Raw genomic sequence first — 19329 nt, forward strand, 5'->3', positions numbered from 1 at the left:
AGGTGCGTGTCATGGCGATGATCAGCGAAAGGGCGCCGACGTCCAACGGCTTGACCCAGGCGGAGCCGACGCTGCCAAGCGCCTGGTATTTCGATCCGGCGCATTACGCGCGCGAATTGCAGGGCATCTGGTATCGCAGCTGGGTCTATCTCTGCCGTGCCAGCGCGCTGGACGGGCCGCTGGCCTTCCGCACCTTTACCATCGGCGATCAGACTATCATTCTGCTGCGCGATGAGGCCGGCGCCTTGCAGGCCTTTCAAAATACCTGCCGGCATCGCGGCTCATTGTTGCAAACCGAACCTGCCGGGCGGCTGCGCGCCCGCGGGCTGACCTGTCCCTATCATGCCTGGACCTATGGTCTGGATGGCGCGCTGCTGCGCATGCCGTCCAAGCTGTGCGCTGCCGATTTCGACCGGGGCGCGCATAGCCTGTACCGCATCGCAATCGCCGAATGGAAAGGCTTCGTCTTCATCAATCTGGATGAGCAGGCGGCGGCATTCGATCCGACGCTCGATCTGGACGATTCCGCCTCGCTCGATAATTGGCCGCTCGGGGACCTCGTCAGCGGCCATACGGTGCGAAAGGTTGTTGCCTGCAACTGGAAGATATTCTGGGAAAACTACAACGAATGCCTGCACTGCCCGAATGCGCATCCAGAGCTTTCCGACATTGTGCCGATCTACAGCCGTGGCCTGCTGGAGCCGAAGGATCATCCCGATTGGCAGACATCGGCAGACCCCAAGCTGCGCGCCGGGCTGAAGGCGGGGGCTGCGAGCTGGGCGATGGATGGGCAGGCCGCCCCGCATGTCTTTCCCAATCTGACCGCGGCCGAGCGCGCGGCCGGGCAGAGCTATGCGACGCGCCTGCCCTCGGTCTATCTGGTCGCACATGTCGATTACGTGCGCGCCGTACGGGTGATGCCGCTGGGGCCGGACAGCACGGAACTGATCGCCGAATGGCTGTTTCCGCGTGAAACGTTGGAAGACCCGCGCTTCGACCTCAAAAACACGACCGATTTCGCAACCCTGGTGATGACGCAAGATGCAGCGCTGTGCGAGCTGAACCAGCGGGGGCTGCGTTCCCTGCGCCATCACCATGGCACGCTTATGCCGGAGGAGTATCTCGTGCAGCAATTCCATGACTGGGTGCGCACAGCGCTGGAGGCGCGGTCATGAACGCGCCCTTCCGCAACACGCCCCCCGAAACCCTGCCGAGCTGGACCTATAATTCGGAGGAGTTCTTCGCCCTCGAAACCACTGAGATTTTCATGAAGGAGTGGCATATCGTATGCCATATCAATGAACTGCCCGATAAAGGGTCCTACGCCACTTTTGAAATTTTGAACGAGCGGGCCTTCGTCATTCGCGGCAAGGACGGCGTCATCCGTGGCTTTCACAATGTCTGCCGCCATCGCGCGCATCAGATGGTGACGGGCGCGCGCGGCACCTGTGTGGGCGCGATCGTCTGCCCCTATCATGGCTGGGGCTATGAGCTGAACGGCCGTTTGAAGGGTGTCACCGCGCCGCATAGTTTCGCCGAATTCGACCATCTGGATTTCGGCCTCACGCCGCTGGACACCGAAATATTCATGGGCTTCGTCTTTCTCCGCTTCGGCGGTGACGGGCCGTCGCTCGCTGAACGCTATGCGCCCTATGCCGCCGAGATGAAGGCGTACCGCTTTGAGGAACTGGTGCCGGTAGGGGAACTGACCTTCAGCGAAACCGGCGCCGACTGGAAGAATGTTTGGGACAATTACCTGGAAGGCTATCACTTCAACAAAGGCCATCCGGGTCTCGCCTCGCTGATGAGCGCGCACTATGATCTGGACGCGCAACCTGCTTTGCGGGTCGCCCGGCTGAGCCATCAACTGAAACAGATGGATGCCAATAGCTGGTCCGGCCGTATGTACCGCCGCCTGATGGAGCGTCCGTCGTATCTGCCCGAGGCGATGCGCGAAGCCTGGACCTATATCTTCCTGTTTCCGCTGCTCTCCTTCGATATCTATCCCGATGTCATCGGGCATTTTCAGGTCATTCCGACCGCACCGGGTGCTGCCTTGCTGCGCTATCAGAATTATGTCGTGCCGGAGCAGGTGGAGAGCCGCCGAGGGCGCGCCACGCGCTGGCTGAATGCCCGCATCAACAATCAGGTGCAGGCGGAGGATGATTCGCTGGTGCGCTCCGTGCAAGCTGGGCTTAAAAGCCGCGGCTACAGCACCGGCATACTCTCCGAGAAGGAAGTGATCGTCTACAACTTCCAGAACTGGGTGCGGCAGGCGATTCCGCTTGCCATCCGGCCTCGCCCGCCCGCCGCCGGCAATTTTGCCAGGGAAAATGCCCAAATCGGCGCCGCGTGATCCCAGACCCGCCGGCCACTGACCTTGCGCCCTGGTGCGGAAGTCCATAGGTCTCGCCCGAGACCGCGCGCTGCACTGACTGGACCGGGAGGCTGGAGACATGAAGATTCGCGCGGCGCGCTTGGATGATGCGCCCCGGATAGGGGTGCTGGCACAGCGCCTGCGCGAGGGGCCGCTGCCCGCCTGGCGCGATCCGGCGCCGCTGTCGGCCAGTCTCGATCAGGCGGAGGCCGCTTTCTTCGGCCCTGAGAGCGACGAGCGGGTGTTGCTTGTCTGCGTCGATGAGGCCGACCGGCCGATCGGCTTTGCCCAGGCCATGATGGACCGCGACTTTTTCAGCCAGGAGACGCAAGGCCATCTGCTGTTTCTGGTGACGGACCAGGCGCATGAACGGCGCGGCGTGGCGCGCCTGCTGGTGACGGCCATCGAGGACTGGTCGCGGGCGCGCGGTGCGACGGGCCTGCTGCTGTATGTCTTTGCCTCGGACGACAATCCCCGTGCCGCCTATCGCCGTTTCGGCTTTCAGGAGGACATGGTGAAGATGGTCAAGCCGCTGGGCGATTGACCAAGACAAGGTCATTACGACCAAAAATAGTCGCCCTTATGACTTTAGTAATGATTTTTTATTATTGTGATGAAAGCAGATCATCGCAATGTGTTGATACCTTTTGGTTTCTATGGACGTCTCCGATTGAAATCATTGCACTAGCGTGCGAGTGTCGCTGACAATATTGACCGAAATTGTCCTCTGATTTCGGCACGTGTTGCGCGCGATGCGACAATCTGGAGACTTTCCATGACGACATTCACGGTCACCAATCTTAACGATTCGGGCGCCGGATCTTTGCGCGATGCGATCGCCGCCGCCAATACTGCCGGGGGTGCCTCCACCATCACCTTTGCCGTCAGCGGCACCATCAGCCTCGCGAGCGCCCTTCCTGCGATCAGCCAGAGCGTGACCATCGATGCAACGACCGCCCCCGGTGCGACCGCCGGCGGCGCACCGGTTGTCGGCCTTGATTTCAATGGCAATGGCGGCCTGACCTTCGCCAGCGGCTCGGATGGCTCGTCGCTGCTTGGCCTGGCCGTCGGCGGCGCATCGGGCAATGGCATTACGATCGATTCCAGCGGTGTGACGATCGCCGGTGACTATGTCGGTCTCACCACGGCCGGGACCGCGCTGGGCAATGCCGGCTCGGGCATCTATGTGGCTTCGACCTCCTCGGACAATATCATTGGCTATAATCCAACCGCCGCGTCCGGCGTCGTCTCGAACGTCATTTCTGGCAATGCCGGCAACGGCATCGTGCTGAACGGCAGTTCGGACAATACGCTGGTCAATAACTATGTCGGCACTGACCCCACCGGCACGACGGCGATCGCCAATGGCGCCAGCGGCATTCTGGTCACCAATGGCGCGGCCAATAATCTGATCGGCGGCACCGCCTATACCGATACGACCACCGGGGCGGTGAACAACCCGACCGGAAGCGAGGGCACGATTACGCCCGCGGTTATCGTCACGCCGCCGCTGGGCAATCTCGTCTCCGGCAATACCGGCGATGGGATCGTGATCAGCGATGGCGCCAACAACAATGTTCTGAGCGGCAATTTCGTCGGCACGACCGCAAGCGGCGACGCCGCCCTCGGCAATGGCGGCGACGGTATCGCGATCGTCGATGCCAATAACAATTCCCTGATCGGCTGCACCGCGCTGGACAATCCCTTCGTCTTTTACAACGTCGTCAGCGGCAATGGCGGCAACGGTCTGCATATCACTGATTCGAACGATACGACCGTGCAGGCGAATTTCTTCGGTATCGGCGCAGATAACGCGACGACCGTCGGCAATGCGCTAAACGGCATTCTGGTTGACGGATCATCGTCCAACACGCAGGTCGGCGGCGTCATTCCGCTGGGCAATGTCTCGGCCGGCAATGGCGAGAATGGCATCGAAGTGGCCGGCACGGCCAGCCACTTCATCAGCTTCAATACCTTCGGCGGCCTTTATGCCTTCGGTGGCGCCGCGCCCAACGGCAATGACGGCATCCTCATCACCTCGACCGGCGGCCATAATACGCTGCAGACCAACGTCTTTTCCGGCAATACCAATAACGGTATCGAAATCGGTGGGGACGCATCGGGCGTCACCGTCGACCCGAATATCGCGGGTCTGGCGACCGACGGCACATCGCTGCTGTCAGGCGGCGGCAACGGCAATGACGGGCTGAAGATCGACGGCACCGCCCATGACAATATCATCGGCGGCGATCAGCAGTCGGTCATTCCCGAAAACGACTTTTCCGGCAATGGCAATTACGGGGTTGAGATCACCGGCGCCGCCTACAGCAACCAGGTCTTCAACAGCTATATCGGTGTCGATGTGCTGGGTAATACCGCCTTCGGCAATGGCGCGGGCGGCGTTTCCATCTCCGGCATGGCCCATGACAATACGCTCGGCGGCAGCGTGCCTCCGGGCGACAGTGCAGCGGATGTCATCAGTGGCAATGATGGCCCGGGCGTCACGCTCGGCGATCTGACCACGGGCACGACCATCTCCAATAATATCATTGGCTATGGGTCGGATGGCATTAAGCTTTTGCCGAATGCGGGCCTGCCGGTCGAACAGGGGCTCAGCAGCGGCAATACGATCGCCAATAATGAGGTCTTTGCCTGCTTTGCACAGGGCACGCACCTGGCGACCAGCCGGGGCGAAATTGCGGTGGAAGATCTGGCGGAAGGCGACCTGGTGCTGACGCTGGACGGTGGTGCGCAGCCCATCCGCTGGATCGGCCAGCGCCGCGTCGATTGCCGCCGCCATAATAAGCCGGAGTCGATCCGCCCGGTGCGCATCCAGGCCCATGCCTTCGGGCCGGGCCAGCCGCGGGAGGATATCTATCTCTCGCCCGATCACGCGATTTTCGCCGAGGGCGTCTTTATTCCGGTGAAATATCTGATCGACGGCAGCCGCATCGCCCAGGTGGATGTCGCCTCCGTCACTTATTTTCATATTGAGCTGCCACACCACGCCGCGATCTTTGCGGCCGGTCTGCCGACGGAGAGCTATCTGGATAGCGGCGACCGCGAGTCTTTCGCCAATGCCGGCGGGGCCACGGCGCTGCATGCGCTGTTCGGCGGTGAGCGCGGGGATGTCACGCTGCGCTGGGATGCGCTGGCCTATGCGCCGCTACGAGTGACAGGTGCGGAAGTGGCGCGCGTGCGGGCGCGGATTGCGGCCGCCGGTTATGCTGACAGCTGCGATTTGGCCCAGGCGGGCTAGGGTCTGGCTGGTTCGACCGACGTTGTGGTGCCCTGGCGAGGTCTGGGCGCCACAGTGGGTAGGTTCGCGGAACAAATCCGCGAATGACGGTTTTTCACGCCTCCCGCTTAGCGGGAGGCCAGGGTTTCCTGCGGCATCGGTGAAATGGTGGGGTGGCTCATGGTCGCCCAGACCACGTTATCGACCGCGGCGGGCTCCGCGATGATGTGGGCCGAGCCGGGAATGAGCTTGCCCTCATGATCGAAACGGAGGGCGACCACCCAATCGAAGCGGTCATTCGGCCAGCGGCCATCCGGCAGCAGTGCCGCAGGGTCGGCGCCGAGGGCGGCCAGCAGCTTGGCGATTTTGGTGTGATGCCAGGAGACCAACGTGGTCTCATGGGCCGGACGCTGCTTCAGCCATTCGACCAAAGTCGTGACCGCATGATCGGGGCAGGGCTGGTCGATCCGCATGCCCATCTCAAGGCTCAGCGGTTCCAGCGTCAGGCGCGGACGGCTGCTTTGATCGGTATCCTCGGCGGCGACCAGCTGGTCGATGCGGACCGGCGTACCGTCCATGGAAAAATGCTGGAAATAATCGGCATAGACCTGGGCCCGCATCACACCGGCGGGGCTTAGCCCTGCACCCTGTCCGGTCTTCTCGCCGTGACGGACGATCAGGATGGTCGCGTCGCTCAAGCCATTGGTGGCGGTCAGCGCGATATCGCTGTGCAGGAAACGCGGTGCCGCTGCCGTAGCCGGTGTCACCAGCGCCGCCAGACCCAATCCGCACGCCATCAGAGCAAAACGCATCGCATCTCCCCTCAACTCACCGTCGGACTCTATCTTATAGTGTTTCAGACATATGAAACATTGATCTGCCGCAGGAAATGCGATCATCCGGGGTGCGGCGCTTGCATGCCAGGTATTTTTTCGTGGTTGATCTCAAATGTGCGCGAGGGTCAGGCGTGCTGGCCGCCATTGATGTGGATTTCGGCCCCGTTCACGTAGGACGAGGCTTCCGTACAGAGAAAATAAATGGTGCTGGCGACCTCGGCCGGCGTGCCCAGCCTGCGCATCGGCACTTCTGCCGAGACCAGCGCATCGGTGCCGGCAGAGAGAATTGCGGTGTCGATTTCCCCGGGCGCGATGGCATTGGCCCGCACGCCGCGACCGCCGAATTCATGCGCCATTTCCCGCGTCAGCGCGGCCAGCGCCGCCTTGGAAGCGGCATAGGCGACACCGGCGAAGGGATGCACGCGGGAGCCCGCGATCGAGGTGACATTGACGATCGAGCCGCCGGCCCGCTCCAACTCGGGCAGCAGGGCGCGGGCCAGCAGGGCAGTGGAGACGAGGTTGACGTTCAGGACCTGGGTCCAGAGCGCGGCATCGCTGTCGATGACGCCCAGGCGCTGGCCTTCCGGCCCCTTGGGGGAGATCCCGGCATTGTTGACGAGCGCATGCAGCCGGCCGCCGTCCAGCCGGCTGCGGACATCGGCGACCATGGCGGGCAGGCCGGAGAGATCGCCGAGATCCGCCTGGATGTGGCTTTCACGCGCATTGGGCCAGCGGCAGAGCGGGGAAAAGGCCTGCCGGGAGACGGTCAGAACGCGCCAGCCGCGCTCCTGAAAGAGTTTGACGGTGGCGTGGCCGATGCCGCGGCTGGCACCGGTGAGGAGCAGGACGGGCGGTGATTCGGACATGGTGACCCTGGTGCTGAGCGACAGCGTCTATTGAGCGGGGTCTATAGAAGCCGGTCTCGCTGGACGCCGCAATCAGGCGCTGCGCCGTCCCGCATCGTCAGGAAGCTGGGAAAATGTTACATGCGCCAACATGGCCTCAACGCCATGAGCGCGACAGCGCTGGACCGGCAGAAGGATTGTTGAGGATGTCCTTGCGCAGCGCAAGCATAGACGTGGCGGAAGCGCTGGCACCCAAGCGGCAGCGCGGCCGCGATCGGGTCGCCGCCATTCTGGCGGCTGCGACCGAGCTTTTTACCGAAAAAGGCTATGATGCGGTGACGATGACGGAGATCGCCGCCCGGTCATCGACGGCCATCGGCTCACTGTATCGCTTCTTTCCGACCAAGGACGTGCTGGTCTCAGCCTTGCTGGAGCGCTACGGCACGACGCTGGCGGAGGCTTTGGCGGATATTGTGGCCCGCGCGCCAAGCCTGTCGGTCGCGGAAACCGCGGCGGCGCTGGTGGCCATGGGCGACAATTTGCGCGCGCAACGGACCGTGACGCTGACGCTGCTCGACGTGCCCGATGACGGGGTGCTGCGCCGCCAGCAAATGCGCGCGACCTTCAAGGATGGGCTGGCCCGTATCCTGTCCGGCTATAGCCACAGACCTTACACGGCCGATGACGCGCCTGTGCTGCTGCTGCGTGGCCTGCTGAAACTCGCCTGGTCCTTCGAGGCGGAGACGGCGGCGCAGCATGCGGCGCATGACCGGGAAGTGCAGCGGATGATCACGCTCTATATTGCCAGTGAGGCGGAGAAGGGCGGGGCGGCCATCTGACCGCCCCGCCCACGATCTCAATAGCCCGGCGGGGGCGGCGGCGGGCGATAACCCGGCGGGGGCGGCGGCGGCACATGGTGACGGTGCCGGTGATGATGTGGCGGCGGCGGGGGTGGTGGCGGTGGCGGCCGGTAGCCTGGCGGCTGGGCCTGCTGATAACCGGGTGGCGGCACCTGAGCCGCAGCCGGCAGTGCGCTGCCGGCTGTCACCGCTGCGGCGATCGCAAACGCGATCCATCGTTTCATCGAACTACTCCATCCGGTTGAGGAGGGTTGCGGCCCTCTTGCCCCCATCAGATGGGGGCGCGCGAATAGTCGCCAAGGCCTGCGGCAAGAAGTCCGCCGAACCGCGGCAAAGGCAGGGCTATTTGTAACGGGATGTAAGGCTGAAACTCAGTGGTCCAGGCGCGGCCAGGGACGCTGGGGGGCGCGGATGGCTTCAAAGGCAGAGCCCATGCGCAGCACGCCGACATCATCGAAGCGCCGTCCGGCGATCTGCAGCCCGATGGGCATGCCGGAGCCAGAATAGCCGCAATTGACCGAGAGCGCCGGCTGCTCGCTCATGTTGAAGCCGACGCAATAGCCGATATGCTCGAAGGGTCGGGCGGGGTCGTTCAGCGGGCTCGCATACTCGGCCGGGAAGGAGACGTTGGGCCAGACCGGCAGCAGCACATAGTCGAAGGGTTGCGTCGCCACCTGGGTCGCCTGGCTCATGGCCGGGATCTGGGCAAAGCCGCGATAAACCTCGCGGCCCGAGAGGTCATCGCCGCCTTCGATCCAGTCGCGGATATAGGGCAGAATCTTCGCCCGCTGTGCATCCGACAGGCCGGCAGTGTCGGAGCCGAAGCGGGCCCGCCAGAACCGGTCCAGCCCCTCGATCATCTCAGGCGTGAGGAAGGGGCCGAGCGGTTCGACGATGGCGCCGGCCGCCTGGAACAGGCGGGCCGCGTCGGTGATGGCGGTGACGACCTCCGCCTCCGGCTCGCTGCCGATGCCGGTATAGAGACACAGCCCCAGCCGGAGACCACGCAACGACAGCGGCGCGGCCGACCAGTCCAGCGCCGCCGGCGGCAGGCTGGTATAGTCCCGCGCGTCCGGCAGGCTGAGCACCTGCATGGCGAGCGCGGCGTCAGCGACCGTGCGGGTGATGGGGCCGGCGGCGCGGCCCAGGAAGGGCGGATAGACCGGAATGCGGCCGAAGCTCGGTTTCAGCGCGACGGCCCCGCAGAGTGCGGCGGGCAGCCGCACCGAGCCGCCGATATCGGTGCCGATATTGATCGGCGCGTAGCCCGCGGCTGCGGCGGCCGAAGCCCCCGCGCTGGAGCCGCCGGGATTCATCGCGAGGTTCCAGGGATTGCGGGCAAGGCGGTGAAAGCTGGAAAGCCCCGAGGAGAGCATGCCGAAATCGGGCATGGTGGTCTTGCCCAGGATGACGGCGCCACTTTCACGCAAGCGGGCGGCGATGGGGGCGTCGGCGGTTGCGATTGCGGCATCAACGGCGGCGGTGCCCGCCGGCATGATGACGCCCTTGGTTGCGATATTTTCCTTGACGGTCACGGGCACGCCGTCGAGCGGACCGGCGGGTGCGCCCGCATACCAGCGCGCTTCGGATTGTCCGGCGGCGGCGAGGGCTGCTTCGGGGTCCATCGCCCAGGTGGCGCAGATCTCCCCGTCCCAGGCCTCGATCCGGGCGAGGGCGGCGCGGGTGACATCGACGGGCGACAGACGCCGCTCCCGATAGGCAGAGACAAGGTCGGTCGCCGGCAGATCAGGAAGGTCGCTCATGCCTTGAGGCTAAACCGGAGAATAGTGTCTGTCTGCATCTTTTGTGCGAGATGGCGCAGTTATTTGATGGGTCAATAATGATACGGCGCGCGACCGATCACCCGACGTCATAGGTCCGCAGCCAGGCGAGCGCGCGGGCCCAGGCAGCGGCGGCATCGGCCGCATTGTAGCTCGGCCGGTAATCGGCATGAAAACCGTGGCCGGCATCGGGATAATAGACGATCTCGACCGTCTTGCCGGCGGCCAGCGCCTTGGCCTGGGCGGCATGGACATCGGCCTGGTGAATGCTGGGGTCGCGCCCGCCATAGAGGCCGAGCAGCGGGCAGTGCAGATCGGCCGCCATGTCGATCGGGTTTTGCGGCTGGATGGCGCTGGTCGCACCTGCGACTGGCCCGTAGAAGGCGACGGCCGCCTTCAGCCGCCGGTCATGCTCGGCAAAAAGCCAGACATCGCGCCCGCCGCGGCAGAAGCCGAGCGTTGCCACGCGCGCGGCATCGCCCTGCTGCGCAATCGCCCAGTCGACCGCATGGCTGAGATCGGACAGCATGGTGGCGTCCGGCGCCTTCGCGATCACCTGGGTGATGATCTGCTGCGGATCGGTCATTTTGGAAAGATCGGCAAGCCGCGCATAGAGTTCCGGGGCGACGGCGAAATAGCCCTGCTTCGCGAGGCGCCGGCAGACGTCCTTGATATAGTCATGGACGCCGAAAATCTCCTCCACCACGATGACGATGGGCGGATGCGCGACGCCCGCCGGCCGCGCGAAATAGGTTGGCAGTGCGCCGTCTGCCACCGGCATCTGCACCTCGCCGACATCGAGGCCGACGCTATCCGTATGGATAGGCGCGGCGTCGGCGCGGGCGGTGGCGAGGGTAAAACCGGTGATCAGGCTTGTCATCACGAAACCACGCCGGCCCAGAGCGGGGCGGCCTGTCTGCGGCATATCGTCGATCGGCATCACGCGGGTCTCCCGTCGGTCATGCCCCAGACATAGTGCAGAAACAGAAGGTGGTTAGAGGATCGCCTATGGTTGATCGTATCCTCTCCGCCGTTGTCTTCGCCGGTCTCTGCGCGCTGGCGGTTTTCGCGTTTCAGCGTCATGAGGCGGCGCCCTTCTGCGATGACGACAGCGTCACCGCGCAGGTGACCAGCCAGATCAGCGGCAAGCTGGGTGGCAACGGCTTCCATATCGCGAATATCAAGCAGACTGCAGGCGGGGTTTTTGCCCGCGCGCGGCAATGTCAGTTGGATGTGGCCCCCATCATCGCCCTGCAGACCATCGACACGGCGCAATGGCTGCGGGTGATCTATACGGTGCAAAGGCCGGAGACAGATGACGTGACCGTGGTGGCCCGTGTTGCGGGACCGGCGGAGATGCATTTCTCGGCCAGCACCCAAGACTAGGGGCATGGCCGCATGACGGGCCCTTGCCCAATTGCATATGGTGTAATATCTTTCTCTTGAAAATTTCAATTGTGAAAATTTCAAAGGAAAGACAATGTCCGGGCGTTACGCTGTCAGCCAGCCTGAGCGCAGGGCGGAAGTTCAGGTCGTCACCAAGGCCGTGGCAAAGGCTGCGTCCATTCTGGATATCTCAAACACCGCGCTTGGCCGCGTGCTGGGGATTTCCGATGCGACCGTCTCCCGCATGCGGGCGGGCGAGTGGACCCTGGCGGCCGACACCAAGCCCTATGAGCTGTCGGTGCTTTTTTTGCGCCTGTTTCGTGGGCTGGACGCGATTGTCGGCGGCGACGCGGCCTCTGCGAAATCCTGGCTGCGGTCACACAACACGGCTTTGCATGACGTGCCCTTCACTCTGATCCAGACCGTCAGCGGTCTGATGCTGGCTGTGCAGTATGTGGACGCCCGGCGCGCTCGCCTCTGAGGCGCGGCCCTGGCAGGGCCAAGCCTGGCGGCTGGTGGAGGCGCAGGCGCGGGTCTCGACCATGAAGCTGGTGGACAGTCTGGCCGAGCAGGACATGCTGGAGCGCATCATCGACCGCTCAAAGCCGAAATTCCCGCCGAGCTGCGCGGGGCTGGATTTTCTTCTGTTCACACCGTTCCGCTACTGGCCGTACCCGACCGCCAGCCGGTTCCGCCGCGCCGGCCAGACGGAGGGGTGTTTCTATGGTGCCACCACGCCGGACACGGCGGTCGCCGAAACCGCCTTCTATCGCTGGCTGTTCTTTTCGGAATCCCCGGAGATGAAGCGGCCCGACAATGCGCTCGAATTTACGGCCTTTTCCGTCCAGATCAGTGCCACGCAGTCCCTGGATCTGACCTCTCCGCCTTTGGATCGTGACGGGGCGCTGTGGCGCCACCTGACCGACTATCGGGCCTGCCAGGATCTGGCGGATGCCGCCCGCGGCGCGGGCGTCGAGGTCATTCGCTATGCGTCAGTGCGGGACCCGCAACATGGCACCAATCTCGCCATTTTGACGCCCGCGGCCTTCGCGTCCAAAGCCCCGGACAGCCGGCAGACCTGGCGCCTGTTCATTGCGCGCCAGGCCATTCAGGCCTTTTGCGAGATGCCCCGCATCGCGCTGGAATTCCCGCTGTCGATCTGGGCCGACGATCCCAGGGTGCAGACCTATCTGTCCGCCCAGTCCGTACAGGGACTGGCCTCGACGCGGTAAGCTTTTGAAAAATCGGGGAAAATGGTGCCCAGGAGTGGAATCGAACCACCGACACTGCGATTTTCAGTCGCATGCTCTACCAACTGAGCTACCTGGGCGCCGACGCTTATGGCGTGGGCGGCTGGGTAGCGCAGCCAGAGGCCGGGATCAAGGGGGGCGGATGCAATCCCGCTGTCATATCTGGCGCGCGCCGTGCCTGAAGGGCTGCCCCCGGTTCAGGCCGTGAGATAGCGCGCCGTCAAATGGGCGGTGAAATCCGCGGCCTCCAAAGGCTTGCCGGTTGCGGCCCGCATGAGGTCATTGAAGCCGAGGCTATTGCCGCGGCCATGGATTTCCCGGCGCACCCAGCCGACCAGCGGCGAGAGATCGCCACGCGCCATCGCGTCATCCAGATCCGGCACGCTGCGGCGGATTGCCGCCATGATCTGGGCGGCCGCCATGGCGCCCAGCGTATAGCTCGGGAAATAGCCGAAGGCGCCGTCATACCAGTGAATGTCCTGCAGGCAGCCGCGCCGGTCATCGGGCGGGGTGATGCCGAGGAGCGCATGCATGCCCTCATTCCAGGCGCCGGGAAGGTCTGCGACCGCGAGGTCCCCTGCCATCAGCGCGCGCTCCAGCCGGAAGCGCAGGATGACATGGGCCGGATAGGTCACCTCATTGGCTTCGACGCGAATGAAGCCGCGCTCCACATGCCGCAGCAGACGGCCCAGATTCTCGGTCGCATAAGGCGCGGAATCGCCGCCGAAGGCCGTCTCCAGCTGGGGGCCGAGCCAGGAAAGATAGGCATCCGAGCGGCAGACCTGAAGCTCGATCAGGAGCGACTGGCTTTCATGCGCGGCCATGCCCGCGGCTTCCCCCACCGGCAGGCGCGCATAGGCTTGGGGCAGGCCGGCTTCATAGAGGGCGTGACCAGTTTCATGCATCACGCCCATCAGGCTTTGGAAACACTCGTCCTCCGAATAGCGGCTGGTGATGCGCGTATCGGTCGGCGTGCCGCCGCTGAAGGGATGGGCTGAGGTATCGAGCCGGGCATGGCGGTAGTCGAGCCCGGCCGCTTCCGACAGGCGCCGGCACAGCGCCTGCTGCGCCGGGATGGCGAAGGGACCGGAGAGCGGCGTGGCCGGGCCGCGGGCGGCCTGGATGGCCTCGGCGCGGGGCAGGGCATCGGCCAGGAATTCCTCATAGGCGGAGAAGATGGGCTCGACATCCGCCGCGCCTATGCCACGCTGATAGAGGTCCATGAGCGCGTCGTAGGGCGTGAGGCCGAAGGCTTGACCGAGGGCCACCGAGGCTTCGCGGGTGAGGCGGACGACCTCTTCCAGATAGGGGCGGACGGTCGCGAAATCGGATTTTGACCGGGCCTCGCGCCAGACGCTTTCACAGGCGGAATTGGCGCGGCTTTGCGCCTCTACCAGATCGGGCGGGAGGGCGGCGGCCTGTGTCTGCCGGTGGCGCATCAGCGCCAGATTGGCCGCTTGCCAGGGTTCGGCCGGCGGGGCGGTCTCAGCCTCGGCCAGGTCATCGGCCAGCGCCGGGGCGGTTGCCAGTTCATGGGAGAGGCCCGAGAGCACGGCGAGCTGCTCGCCGCGGGCGGCGGCACCGCCCGGCGGCATCATGACCGAGGCGTCCCAGTTCAGCATGGCGATCGCCTCGTTCACCGTCGCGATGCGGGCGAAGCGCTGAGAGAGGCGGTCATAAGCGGTCATTGTGACGGTCTGGGGGGCGGTCATGGGAGGTCCTTCCGGTCGAGCGGGTCCACTCAAACCGGAAAAGACGGTGGCGGCTAGTCCTTCACGCGATAGCGTGACAGAGGGCGAGCGCCAGGAAGAGCAGGAACAGATAGAGCAGGGAGTAGCGGAAGGCTTTGCGCGCGGGCGCATTGTCCGAGATCGAAGCGCCGCCGGGACCGCGGCCATCCTGCAGCACGCGGACCGCGTGATAGATGAACAGCCCGCTCAGAATCAGGCTGATGACGAGATAGGGCAGGCCCACGAAGCCGATCATCCAGGGGCTGGCGGCGACGGGGAGCAGCAGCAGCGTATAGACCAGGACATTGATGCGGGTAACGCGCTGGCCGCGCACGACGGGCAGCATGGGCACGCCGGCACGCTCGTAATCCCCGCTCGCATAGAGCGACAGCGACCAGAAATGCGGCGGTGTCCAGAAGAAGGTGATGGCGAACATCAGTACCGGCACAAGGTCGATGCTGCCGGTGACGGCGGCCCAGCCGATGATCGGCGGGAAGGCGCCGGCGGCACCGCCGATGACGATATTCTGCGGCGTGCGGCGCTTCAGCCACATCGTGTAGATGAAGACATAGAAGGCGATGGAGACCGCCAGCATGCCGGCGGCCACCCAATTGGTGAGGAGGTCCATGGCGACGACGGAAATCACCGATAGCGCCAGGCCATAGATCAGGGCCGGGAGAGGGGCCATGCGGCCCGCCGGAATGGGACGGCTGGCCGTGCGGCGCATGACGGCGTCGATATCGCGATCGTACCACATGTTGATGGCACCCGCCGCACCCGCACCGATGGCGATGCAGACCACGGCGCCGACGGCGACCAGGGGGTTGATATGTCCGGGGGCGAGCAACATGCCGATGGCGCCGGCGAAAACCACCAGGCTCATCACGCGCGGCTTCAGAAGAGCGATCCAGTCCGCAAGCGCTGGGCTGAGGGGCAAGCTCCGCTCGGCAGCGAAAGCGACAGCAGGCTTCTCCATGATCAGGTTTCGTCTTTCCTGTATCTTCGGGAAACGCTTCCTTTACGGGAAAGACGCATCACCGAGTATAGATCGCGTGCCGCCAGAGATGATGGCTGCCATGCAGCCTGATGGGCGAACACGCGCCATGCCTCCGGTCCGGGGCAAGGCGAGGGTTCGCTACCACAAGTGCTATTGCCAGAGGAACTCTTTGCAGGCCGTGAAGCGCGCCCCGTGCGGGGCGCTGCTCTGCGGAAACGCGCGGGCGGAGCCGGAAGCCCCGCCAGTCAGGCTGTGGTCAGGCCGCGCCTTGCGGCAGATGCACGAGCGTGAAAATACCAAAGGGCGTGCAGCCGCGGATGATGGCGCGCTTTTTCTCGTCCGGGGTGAAGAGCGCGTCCATGGCGAAGTCCGGGTGCCAGCCGAGGGCGTGAGAGGCGGGGGCCATGGCCTCTTCCACCCAGCGGCGCGGCCCGGCATCGGCGATGAAGTGATTGACGAAGAGCAGATGCCCGCCGGGACGGACCAGACGCCGCATCTCGGCGATCAAACGCTTGGGGTTGGGCACCACGGAGGCGACGAACATCGCGGCCGCGATATCGAAAGAGGCATCGGGAAAGCCGGTGGCTTCGGCGTCCATCTCATGCAGGCCGGCGACATGGCTGAGCTGCAGCTTGGCGGTGCGCTGCCGAGCGATCGCCAGCATTTCCGAGGACAGATCGATGCCGGTGACGCGCTTTTGCGTATTATAGAGTGGCAAGGCGAGGCCGGTGCCGACGCCGACTTCCAACACCTCGCGCCCAGGCAGCGCATTGACCAGATTGACCGTGCGGCGGCGGGCGCGGCTGGAGATGGCGCCGAACACGCCATCATAGACGCTCGCCCAGCGCTTATAGGCTGCCTGAACCGCCGCCTTATCCATGGCCGAATGCGGCTGATGCTCCCGTGTCTCAGAAACCTGCATGCGGAACGGACCTGCCCTGTGACGTTTTACGCCCCGGTCACTGACGCGCCGGGAGACTTTCCGATGAGTAACAGCGTTACAAATCTGTGACCAGCCGCCAGGACCGGTGGTGATCGCCGAAAATGCTTTCCGCATATAGGGATGGCAGTCGTCCGGTGCGATCCCGGAACTGCCCGACGGCGACGGAATCTGCATCGATCGCCCCGAGCACCGCCGGGGAGACGGCCAGCCGGTCCCGGCCAGAGGGGCGCATTTCCAGGGCGCGGGCCAAGGCGGCGAGGGCGGCGAGGCCGGCGGCATGATCGCTGCTCAGCAGTTCGTGAAGTGGGGGTGCCCCGCGGCTGCGCTGGATTTCGGCCAGGCCCAGGGCCGAGAAGCCAAGAAATCTGGGCGACAGCGGGTCAGTGGCCAAGGCCGTCTGGAAGGCGTCGGCCATAAGCGGACGCTGCCGCTGGGGCAGGCCCGCGAGATCGACCACAATGGCGCCGGCCAGATGGCGCAGGCGAATATGGCGGGCGATGACCGGGATGACGGCGCGGTTGAGGGCCAGTTGCGCGTCCTTCTTGGCCCGCTTTTCGGCCGTGGCGCTGCCGGTATCGACGTCGATGGCGGTGAGCGCGGGCGTTGGCGTGATGGAAAAGCGCGCGCCGTTCGCGAGCGCGACCTCCGGCTCCGCCAGCGCCGCCCAAACCGCCTCTGCGTACGAAGCCTCGTCCCCCAATCCGACCGAGACGCGCGGGCGAAGTGCTATGGGCAAGGCGGCGGCCAATCCCGGCCGATCAACCCGGATGGCGGCCTCGGGATGCAGTTTTGCCAGCCGCTCCACCGCACCCGGCCCGCGCGCCAGCAGGCGCGGCGGGCCCTCCGCGGGCTCGGCCAGCGCCGCCAGCCGGCAACCTTTGCCGCCCTGCGGGCCGCGGGTGACGCGGAGTGCCAGATAGGTGCCCTCGGCGACACCGGCTGCCCCCGCCGTATCCGGCAGGAAACCGTCCGGCTCGGCACCGGGAAGTGCCACGAAGGCGCCGGCCATGGCCGCGACCTGGGCGCGGATGCGCCCGACCACGCGGTCCTCTGGCCCGAGCGGGCCGCCGGGACGTTCGATGGCGGTATCGAGCGCGATTTCGCCATCAAGCGCGAGCGCGCGGACCTCGCCCGGGCTGGAGGTCGCAACAATCAGCGCGGCGGCATTATTTGGCAGGGAGTTTCTCACCGGGCAGAACGCCCCAGAAATCCGTGCGTTTCAGCCAGCCGCCGGTATGGCTGACGCGGACGCGGCACCAGTCGGTGGAGGGATCGCATTTTTCAATGAGACCGACCACGCCCGGCATCAGCTGGGCGGCGGGATTGGCGCCATCCGTGGGATGACGGTAGAGCGTGACCGGCTGCGTGCCGGTGATGACGAAATGCCGCGTGCCGACCAGGGTCGCTTCATGCATCCAGCCCTTGGTACCGTCGGAATCGATCACCAGCCGCCAGACGTCATATTCGCGCAGGATCTCCACCGGCAGGCCGACGCGGTGATAGACCCAGAGGATCGGATACTGGTCGCCGGGACCCACGCGCAGGTTTACCGCATCCGCGCGCAAAGCCACGAAGCGCGGCAGCGGCAGGCCGCTGGCCGAGCCGATATTGGGATTATAGGGCGGTTTGGCGGGTTTCGCGGGCGTGGCGGCCGGAGCAGCGGCGGCAGGCGCAGAGGTTGCGGCGGCGGTGGCCGGGGCCGTGCTGTCAGCCCAGGCAGAGACGCGCGCGACAGCGGGAGAGAGAAAGAGACTGGCGGCGGCAAGGGCTGCGATGCGGGTGGATCGGACAATCATGCATCCTGCCTGCCAAGCCCGCGCCTCCGGGTCAAGGCAAGGAAAGGCCTCGCCTCCGGTGTTCAAGCTTCCGTGTCCGCCCAAACCCCTAGAGGGTGACGATTTGGCTTCCGGCGCTGTCCGCCAGAAAGGCGGCGATGCCGCTGACCTGAACGGCGGGGAGCAGGGACGCGACCGCAATCCCTTCCGCCTGCAATCCGGCCGCGCAGGCGCGCAGCGCGACATCCAATTCCAGGCAGGCCTCCCGCAGGTCCTCGAGGCCGGCGACGCCGCGCGCGCGGATGGTCGCGTCGCGCGCGGCATCGTCCAGGCCCGACCAGTCAGTGGCGAGCGCCAGGCATCCGCGATTGGTGGCAAAGATCAGCGTCCGGCGGCCGAGGGCGGCGGCCCCGGCGGCGAGGGCCAGGGCGTAATGCGCCCGCTCATGCGTGCCGGAGAGGAGGAGAATGCTGAGGCCGGGCTGCGGGCTCATAGTTTGGAACAGACCGGGCAGGCCGGGTCACGGGCCAGGCGGATGGTGCTGAAGCGGGTGGCCAGCGCATCCCAGAGCAGCAGCCGGCCCGAGAGGCTGTCGCCGATGCCGGTGATCTCCTTGATCGTCTCGCTGGCCTGCAGCGTGCCCATGACGCCGGTGACGGCGCCGAGCACGCCAGCCTCGGCGCAGGAAGGCGCGAAGCCCGGCGGTGGCGCTTCCGGGTAGAGGCAGCGGTAGCAGGGGCCGGTCGCATGGGCATGCGGCTTGAAGGTGCTGAGCTGACCCTCGAAGCGCAGTACCGCGGCTGAGACCAGTGTGCGCCGGGCGGCGACGCAGGCATCCGCCACCAGATAGCGGGTTTTGAAATTATCCGAGCCGTCGCAGACGATGTCGTAGCGGGGGATGAGATCGCGTGCCGTATCCGCGTCCAGGCGCAGGCGATGCTGTTCGACCGTGACCCGCGGATTGATGGCCTGGGCCGCCGCGGCGGCCGAGGCGGTCTTGTCCTGCCCCAGCCGGTCGGTCGTATGCGCGATCTGGCGCTGCAGGTTGGAGAGATCGACCTGATCATCATCGACCAAGCCGATGGTGCCGACCCCGGCGGCCGCCAGATAAAGCAGCAAGGGCGAGCCCAGGCCGCCGGCGCCGATGATGAGCACCCGCGCCCGGCGCAGCGCCGCTTGGCCGGTGCCCCCCATTTCGGGCAGCAGGATATGCCGGGAATAGCGCTGGATCTCGTCTTCGGAAAAATCGAGATCCGTCTCTGTGCGGGGTGAAGGCTGCATGCCCTATCCAGAGCACCGGCGCCTGGCCGA

Annotated in this window: 20 protein-coding genes and 1 tRNA gene; 8 read left to right on the forward strand and 13 right to left on the reverse strand. The window is 65.2% G+C overall.

Going from position 1 to position 19329, the window contains the following annotated elements; translation table 11 throughout:
* The first annotated feature begins 11 nt into the window (after positions 1-11).
* The 4 genes from AC3G7M_RS05615 to AC3G7M_RS05630 all read left to right on the forward strand — a co-directional run bounded on the left by AC3G7M_RS05615 (position 12) and on the right by AC3G7M_RS05630 (position 5636).
* Positions 12-1175 carry an aromatic ring-hydroxylating oxygenase subunit alpha gene (locus AC3G7M_RS05615; protein WP_489214722.1) on the forward strand — a complete coding sequence of 388 codons (1164 nt, stop codon included), beginning with the start codon at positions 12-14 and terminating at the stop codon, positions 1173-1175.
* Positions 1172-2356: an aromatic ring-hydroxylating oxygenase subunit alpha gene (locus tag AC3G7M_RS05620; protein WP_489214723.1), complete on the forward strand. Its 1185-nt coding sequence runs from the start codon at positions 1172-1174 to the stop codon at positions 2354-2356. Before AC3G7M_RS05615 ends, AC3G7M_RS05620 begins: the two co-directional genes overlap by 4 nt.
* Before the next feature lie 100 nt (positions 2357-2456).
* On the forward strand, positions 2457-2921 hold the full coding sequence (locus tag AC3G7M_RS05625) for a GNAT family N-acetyltransferase (RefSeq protein WP_489214724.1): 465 nt from the start codon (positions 2457-2459) through the stop codon (positions 2919-2921).
* Between the two features lie 231 nt (positions 2922-3152).
* A complete protein-coding gene (locus AC3G7M_RS05630; protein WP_489214725.1) occupies positions 3153-5636 on the forward strand; it encodes a Hint domain-containing protein in 2484 nt (827 codons plus the stop codon).
* Between the two features lie 107 nt (positions 5637-5743).
* Here the strand turns inward: AC3G7M_RS05630 and AC3G7M_RS05635 are convergent, their stop codons facing one another.
* The gene (locus AC3G7M_RS05635) at positions 5744-6427 is read right to left on the reverse strand and encodes a hypothetical protein (protein WP_489214726.1); all 684 of its coding nucleotides are present in this window, start codon (positions 6425-6427) and stop codon (positions 5744-5746) included.
* A 149-nt stretch (positions 6428-6576) separates the two neighbouring features.
* Complete coding sequence (locus AC3G7M_RS05640) at positions 6577-7317, reverse strand: SDR family NAD(P)-dependent oxidoreductase (RefSeq protein WP_489214727.1); 741 nt, start codon at positions 7315-7317, stop codon at positions 6577-6579.
* A gap of 185 nt (positions 7318-7502) precedes the next feature.
* Here AC3G7M_RS05640 and AC3G7M_RS05645 point away from each other — a divergent pair, with 185 nt between their 5' ends.
* On the forward strand, positions 7503-8135 hold the full coding sequence (locus AC3G7M_RS05645) for a TetR/AcrR family transcriptional regulator (RefSeq protein ID WP_489214728.1): 633 nt from the start codon (positions 7503-7505) through the stop codon (positions 8133-8135).
* 17 nt (positions 8136-8152) lie between these two features.
* Here AC3G7M_RS05645 and AC3G7M_RS05650 read toward each other — a convergent pair whose 3' ends face one another.
* The 3 genes from AC3G7M_RS05650 to AC3G7M_RS05660 all read right to left on the reverse strand — a co-directional run bounded on the left by AC3G7M_RS05650 (position 8153) and on the right by AC3G7M_RS05660 (position 10877).
* Positions 8153-8380: a hypothetical protein gene (locus tag AC3G7M_RS05650; protein WP_489214729.1), complete on the reverse strand. Its 228-nt coding sequence runs from the start codon at positions 8378-8380 to the stop codon at positions 8153-8155.
* A 147-nt stretch (positions 8381-8527) separates the two neighbouring features.
* On the reverse strand, positions 8528-9919 hold the full coding sequence (locus AC3G7M_RS05655; RefSeq protein ID WP_489214730.1) for an amidase: 1392 nt from the start codon (positions 9917-9919) through the stop codon (positions 8528-8530).
* A gap of 97 nt (positions 9920-10016) precedes the next feature.
* Positions 10017-10877: a dienelactone hydrolase family protein gene (locus AC3G7M_RS05660; RefSeq protein ID WP_489214731.1), complete on the reverse strand. Its 861-nt coding sequence runs from the start codon at positions 10875-10877 to the stop codon at positions 10017-10019.
* A gap of 68 nt (positions 10878-10945) precedes the next feature.
* On the opposite strand from AC3G7M_RS05660, the gene AC3G7M_RS05665 reads away from it, so the two are divergent.
* The 3 genes from AC3G7M_RS05665 to AC3G7M_RS05675 all read left to right on the forward strand — a co-directional run bounded on the left by AC3G7M_RS05665 (position 10946) and on the right by AC3G7M_RS05675 (position 12555).
* Entirely contained in the window at positions 10946-11323 is a 378-nt protein-coding gene (locus tag AC3G7M_RS05665) for a hypothetical protein (protein ID WP_489214732.1), read from the forward strand.
* Positions 11324-11417: 94 nt separating this feature from the next.
* The gene (locus tag AC3G7M_RS05670) at positions 11418-11804 is read left to right on the forward strand and encodes an MbcA/ParS/Xre antitoxin family protein (RefSeq protein WP_489214733.1); all 387 of its coding nucleotides are present in this window, start codon (positions 11418-11420) and stop codon (positions 11802-11804) included.
* Positions 11776-12555: an RES family NAD+ phosphorylase gene (locus AC3G7M_RS05675; protein ID WP_489214734.1), complete on the forward strand. Its 780-nt coding sequence runs from the start codon at positions 11776-11778 to the stop codon at positions 12553-12555. Before AC3G7M_RS05670 ends, AC3G7M_RS05675 begins: the two co-directional genes overlap by 29 nt.
* A 22-nt stretch (positions 12556-12577) precedes the next feature.
* Here the strand turns inward: AC3G7M_RS05675 and AC3G7M_RS05680 are convergent.
* The 8 genes from AC3G7M_RS05680 to AC3G7M_RS05715 form a co-directional block, all read right to left on the reverse strand.
* Positions 12578-12653: transfer RNA gene (locus tag AC3G7M_RS05680), tRNA-Phe, on the reverse strand.
* 117 nt (positions 12654-12770) lie between these two features.
* A complete protein-coding gene (locus tag AC3G7M_RS05685) occupies positions 12771-14285 on the reverse strand; it encodes a carboxypeptidase M32 (RefSeq protein ID WP_489214735.1) in 1515 nt (504 codons plus the stop codon).
* Positions 14286-14346: 61 nt separating this feature from the next.
* On the reverse strand, positions 14347-15279 hold the full coding sequence (locus tag AC3G7M_RS05690) for a heme o synthase (RefSeq protein WP_489214736.1): 933 nt from the start codon (positions 15277-15279) through the stop codon (positions 14347-14349).
* Between the two features lie 277 nt (positions 15280-15556).
* Positions 15557-16222, reverse strand: a complete 666-nt coding sequence (locus AC3G7M_RS05695; protein WP_489214737.1) for a class I SAM-dependent methyltransferase — start codon at positions 16220-16222, stop codon at positions 15557-15559.
* A gap of 76 nt (positions 16223-16298) precedes the next feature.
* Entirely contained in the window at positions 16299-17432 is a 1134-nt protein-coding gene (locus tag AC3G7M_RS05700) for a ribonuclease E/G (protein ID WP_489214738.1), read from the reverse strand.
* A complete protein-coding gene (locus tag AC3G7M_RS05705; protein WP_489214739.1) occupies positions 17410-18039 on the reverse strand; it encodes an SH3 domain-containing protein in 630 nt (209 codons plus the stop codon). The genes AC3G7M_RS05700 and AC3G7M_RS05705 overlap by 23 nt, the downstream gene beginning before the upstream one ends.
* An 88-nt stretch (positions 18040-18127) precedes the next feature.
* On the reverse strand, positions 18128-18511 hold the full coding sequence (locus tag AC3G7M_RS05710; protein ID WP_489214740.1) for a DsrE/DsrF/DrsH-like family protein: 384 nt from the start codon (positions 18509-18511) through the stop codon (positions 18128-18130).
* On the reverse strand, positions 18508-19299 hold the full coding sequence (locus tag AC3G7M_RS05715; RefSeq protein ID WP_489214741.1) for a HesA/MoeB/ThiF family protein: 792 nt from the start codon (positions 19297-19299) through the stop codon (positions 18508-18510). The genes AC3G7M_RS05710 and AC3G7M_RS05715 overlap by 4 nt, the downstream gene beginning before the upstream one ends.
* Positions 19300-19329: the final 30 nt, after the last annotated feature.

Source organism: Acidisoma sibiricum (genome assembly GCF_057837225.1).

Coding starts and splice junctions, on each gene's coding strand:
- AC3G7M_RS05615 (WP_489214722.1), top strand. CDS start 12: ATGGCGATGATCAGCGAAAGGGCGCCGACGTCCAACGGCTTGACCCAG.
- AC3G7M_RS05620 (WP_489214723.1), top strand. CDS start 1,172: ATGAACGCGCCCTTCCGCAACACGCCCCCCGAAACCCTGCCGAGCTGG.
- AC3G7M_RS05625 (WP_489214724.1), top strand. CDS start 2,457: ATGAAGATTCGCGCGGCGCGCTTGGATGATGCGCCCCGGATAGGGGTG.
- AC3G7M_RS05630 (WP_489214725.1), top strand. CDS start 3,153: ATGACGACATTCACGGTCACCAATCTTAACGATTCGGGCGCCGGATCT.
- AC3G7M_RS05635 (WP_489214726.1), bottom strand. CDS start 6,427: ATGCGTTTTGCTCTGATGGCGTGCGGATTGGGTCTGGCGGCGCTGGTG.
- AC3G7M_RS05640 (WP_489214727.1), bottom strand. CDS start 7,317: ATGTCCGAATCACCGCCCGTCCTGCTCCTCACCGGTGCCAGCCGCGGC.
- AC3G7M_RS05645 (WP_489214728.1), top strand. CDS start 7,503: ATGTCCTTGCGCAGCGCAAGCATAGACGTGGCGGAAGCGCTGGCACCC.
- AC3G7M_RS05650 (WP_489214729.1), bottom strand. CDS start 8,380: ATGAAACGATGGATCGCGTTTGCGATCGCCGCAGCGGTGACAGCCGGC.
- AC3G7M_RS05655 (WP_489214730.1), bottom strand. CDS start 9,919: ATGAGCGACCTTCCTGATCTGCCGGCGACCGACCTTGTCTCTGCCTAT.
- AC3G7M_RS05660 (WP_489214731.1), bottom strand. CDS start 10,877: ATGCCGATCGACGATATGCCGCAGACAGGCCGCCCCGCTCTGGGCCGG.
- AC3G7M_RS05665 (WP_489214732.1), top strand. CDS start 10,946: ATGGTTGATCGTATCCTCTCCGCCGTTGTCTTCGCCGGTCTCTGCGCG.
- AC3G7M_RS05670 (WP_489214733.1), top strand. CDS start 11,418: ATGTCCGGGCGTTACGCTGTCAGCCAGCCTGAGCGCAGGGCGGAAGTT.
- AC3G7M_RS05675 (WP_489214734.1), top strand. CDS start 11,776: ATGTGGACGCCCGGCGCGCTCGCCTCTGAGGCGCGGCCCTGGCAGGGC.
- AC3G7M_RS05685 (WP_489214735.1), bottom strand. CDS start 14,285: ATGACCGCCCCCCAGACCGTCACAATGACCGCTTATGACCGCCTCTCT.
- AC3G7M_RS05690 (WP_489214736.1), bottom strand. CDS start 15,279: ATGGAGAAGCCTGCTGTCGCTTTCGCTGCCGAGCGGAGCTTGCCCCTC.
- AC3G7M_RS05695 (WP_489214737.1), bottom strand. CDS start 16,222: ATGCAGGTTTCTGAGACACGGGAGCATCAGCCGCATTCGGCCATGGAT.
- AC3G7M_RS05705 (WP_489214739.1), bottom strand. CDS start 18,039: ATGATTGTCCGATCCACCCGCATCGCAGCCCTTGCCGCCGCCAGTCTC.
- AC3G7M_RS05710 (WP_489214740.1), bottom strand. CDS start 18,511: ATGAGCCCGCAGCCCGGCCTCAGCATTCTCCTCCTCTCCGGCACGCAT.
- AC3G7M_RS05715 (WP_489214741.1), bottom strand. CDS start 19,299: ATGCAGCCTTCACCCCGCACAGAGACGGATCTCGATTTTTCCGAAGAC.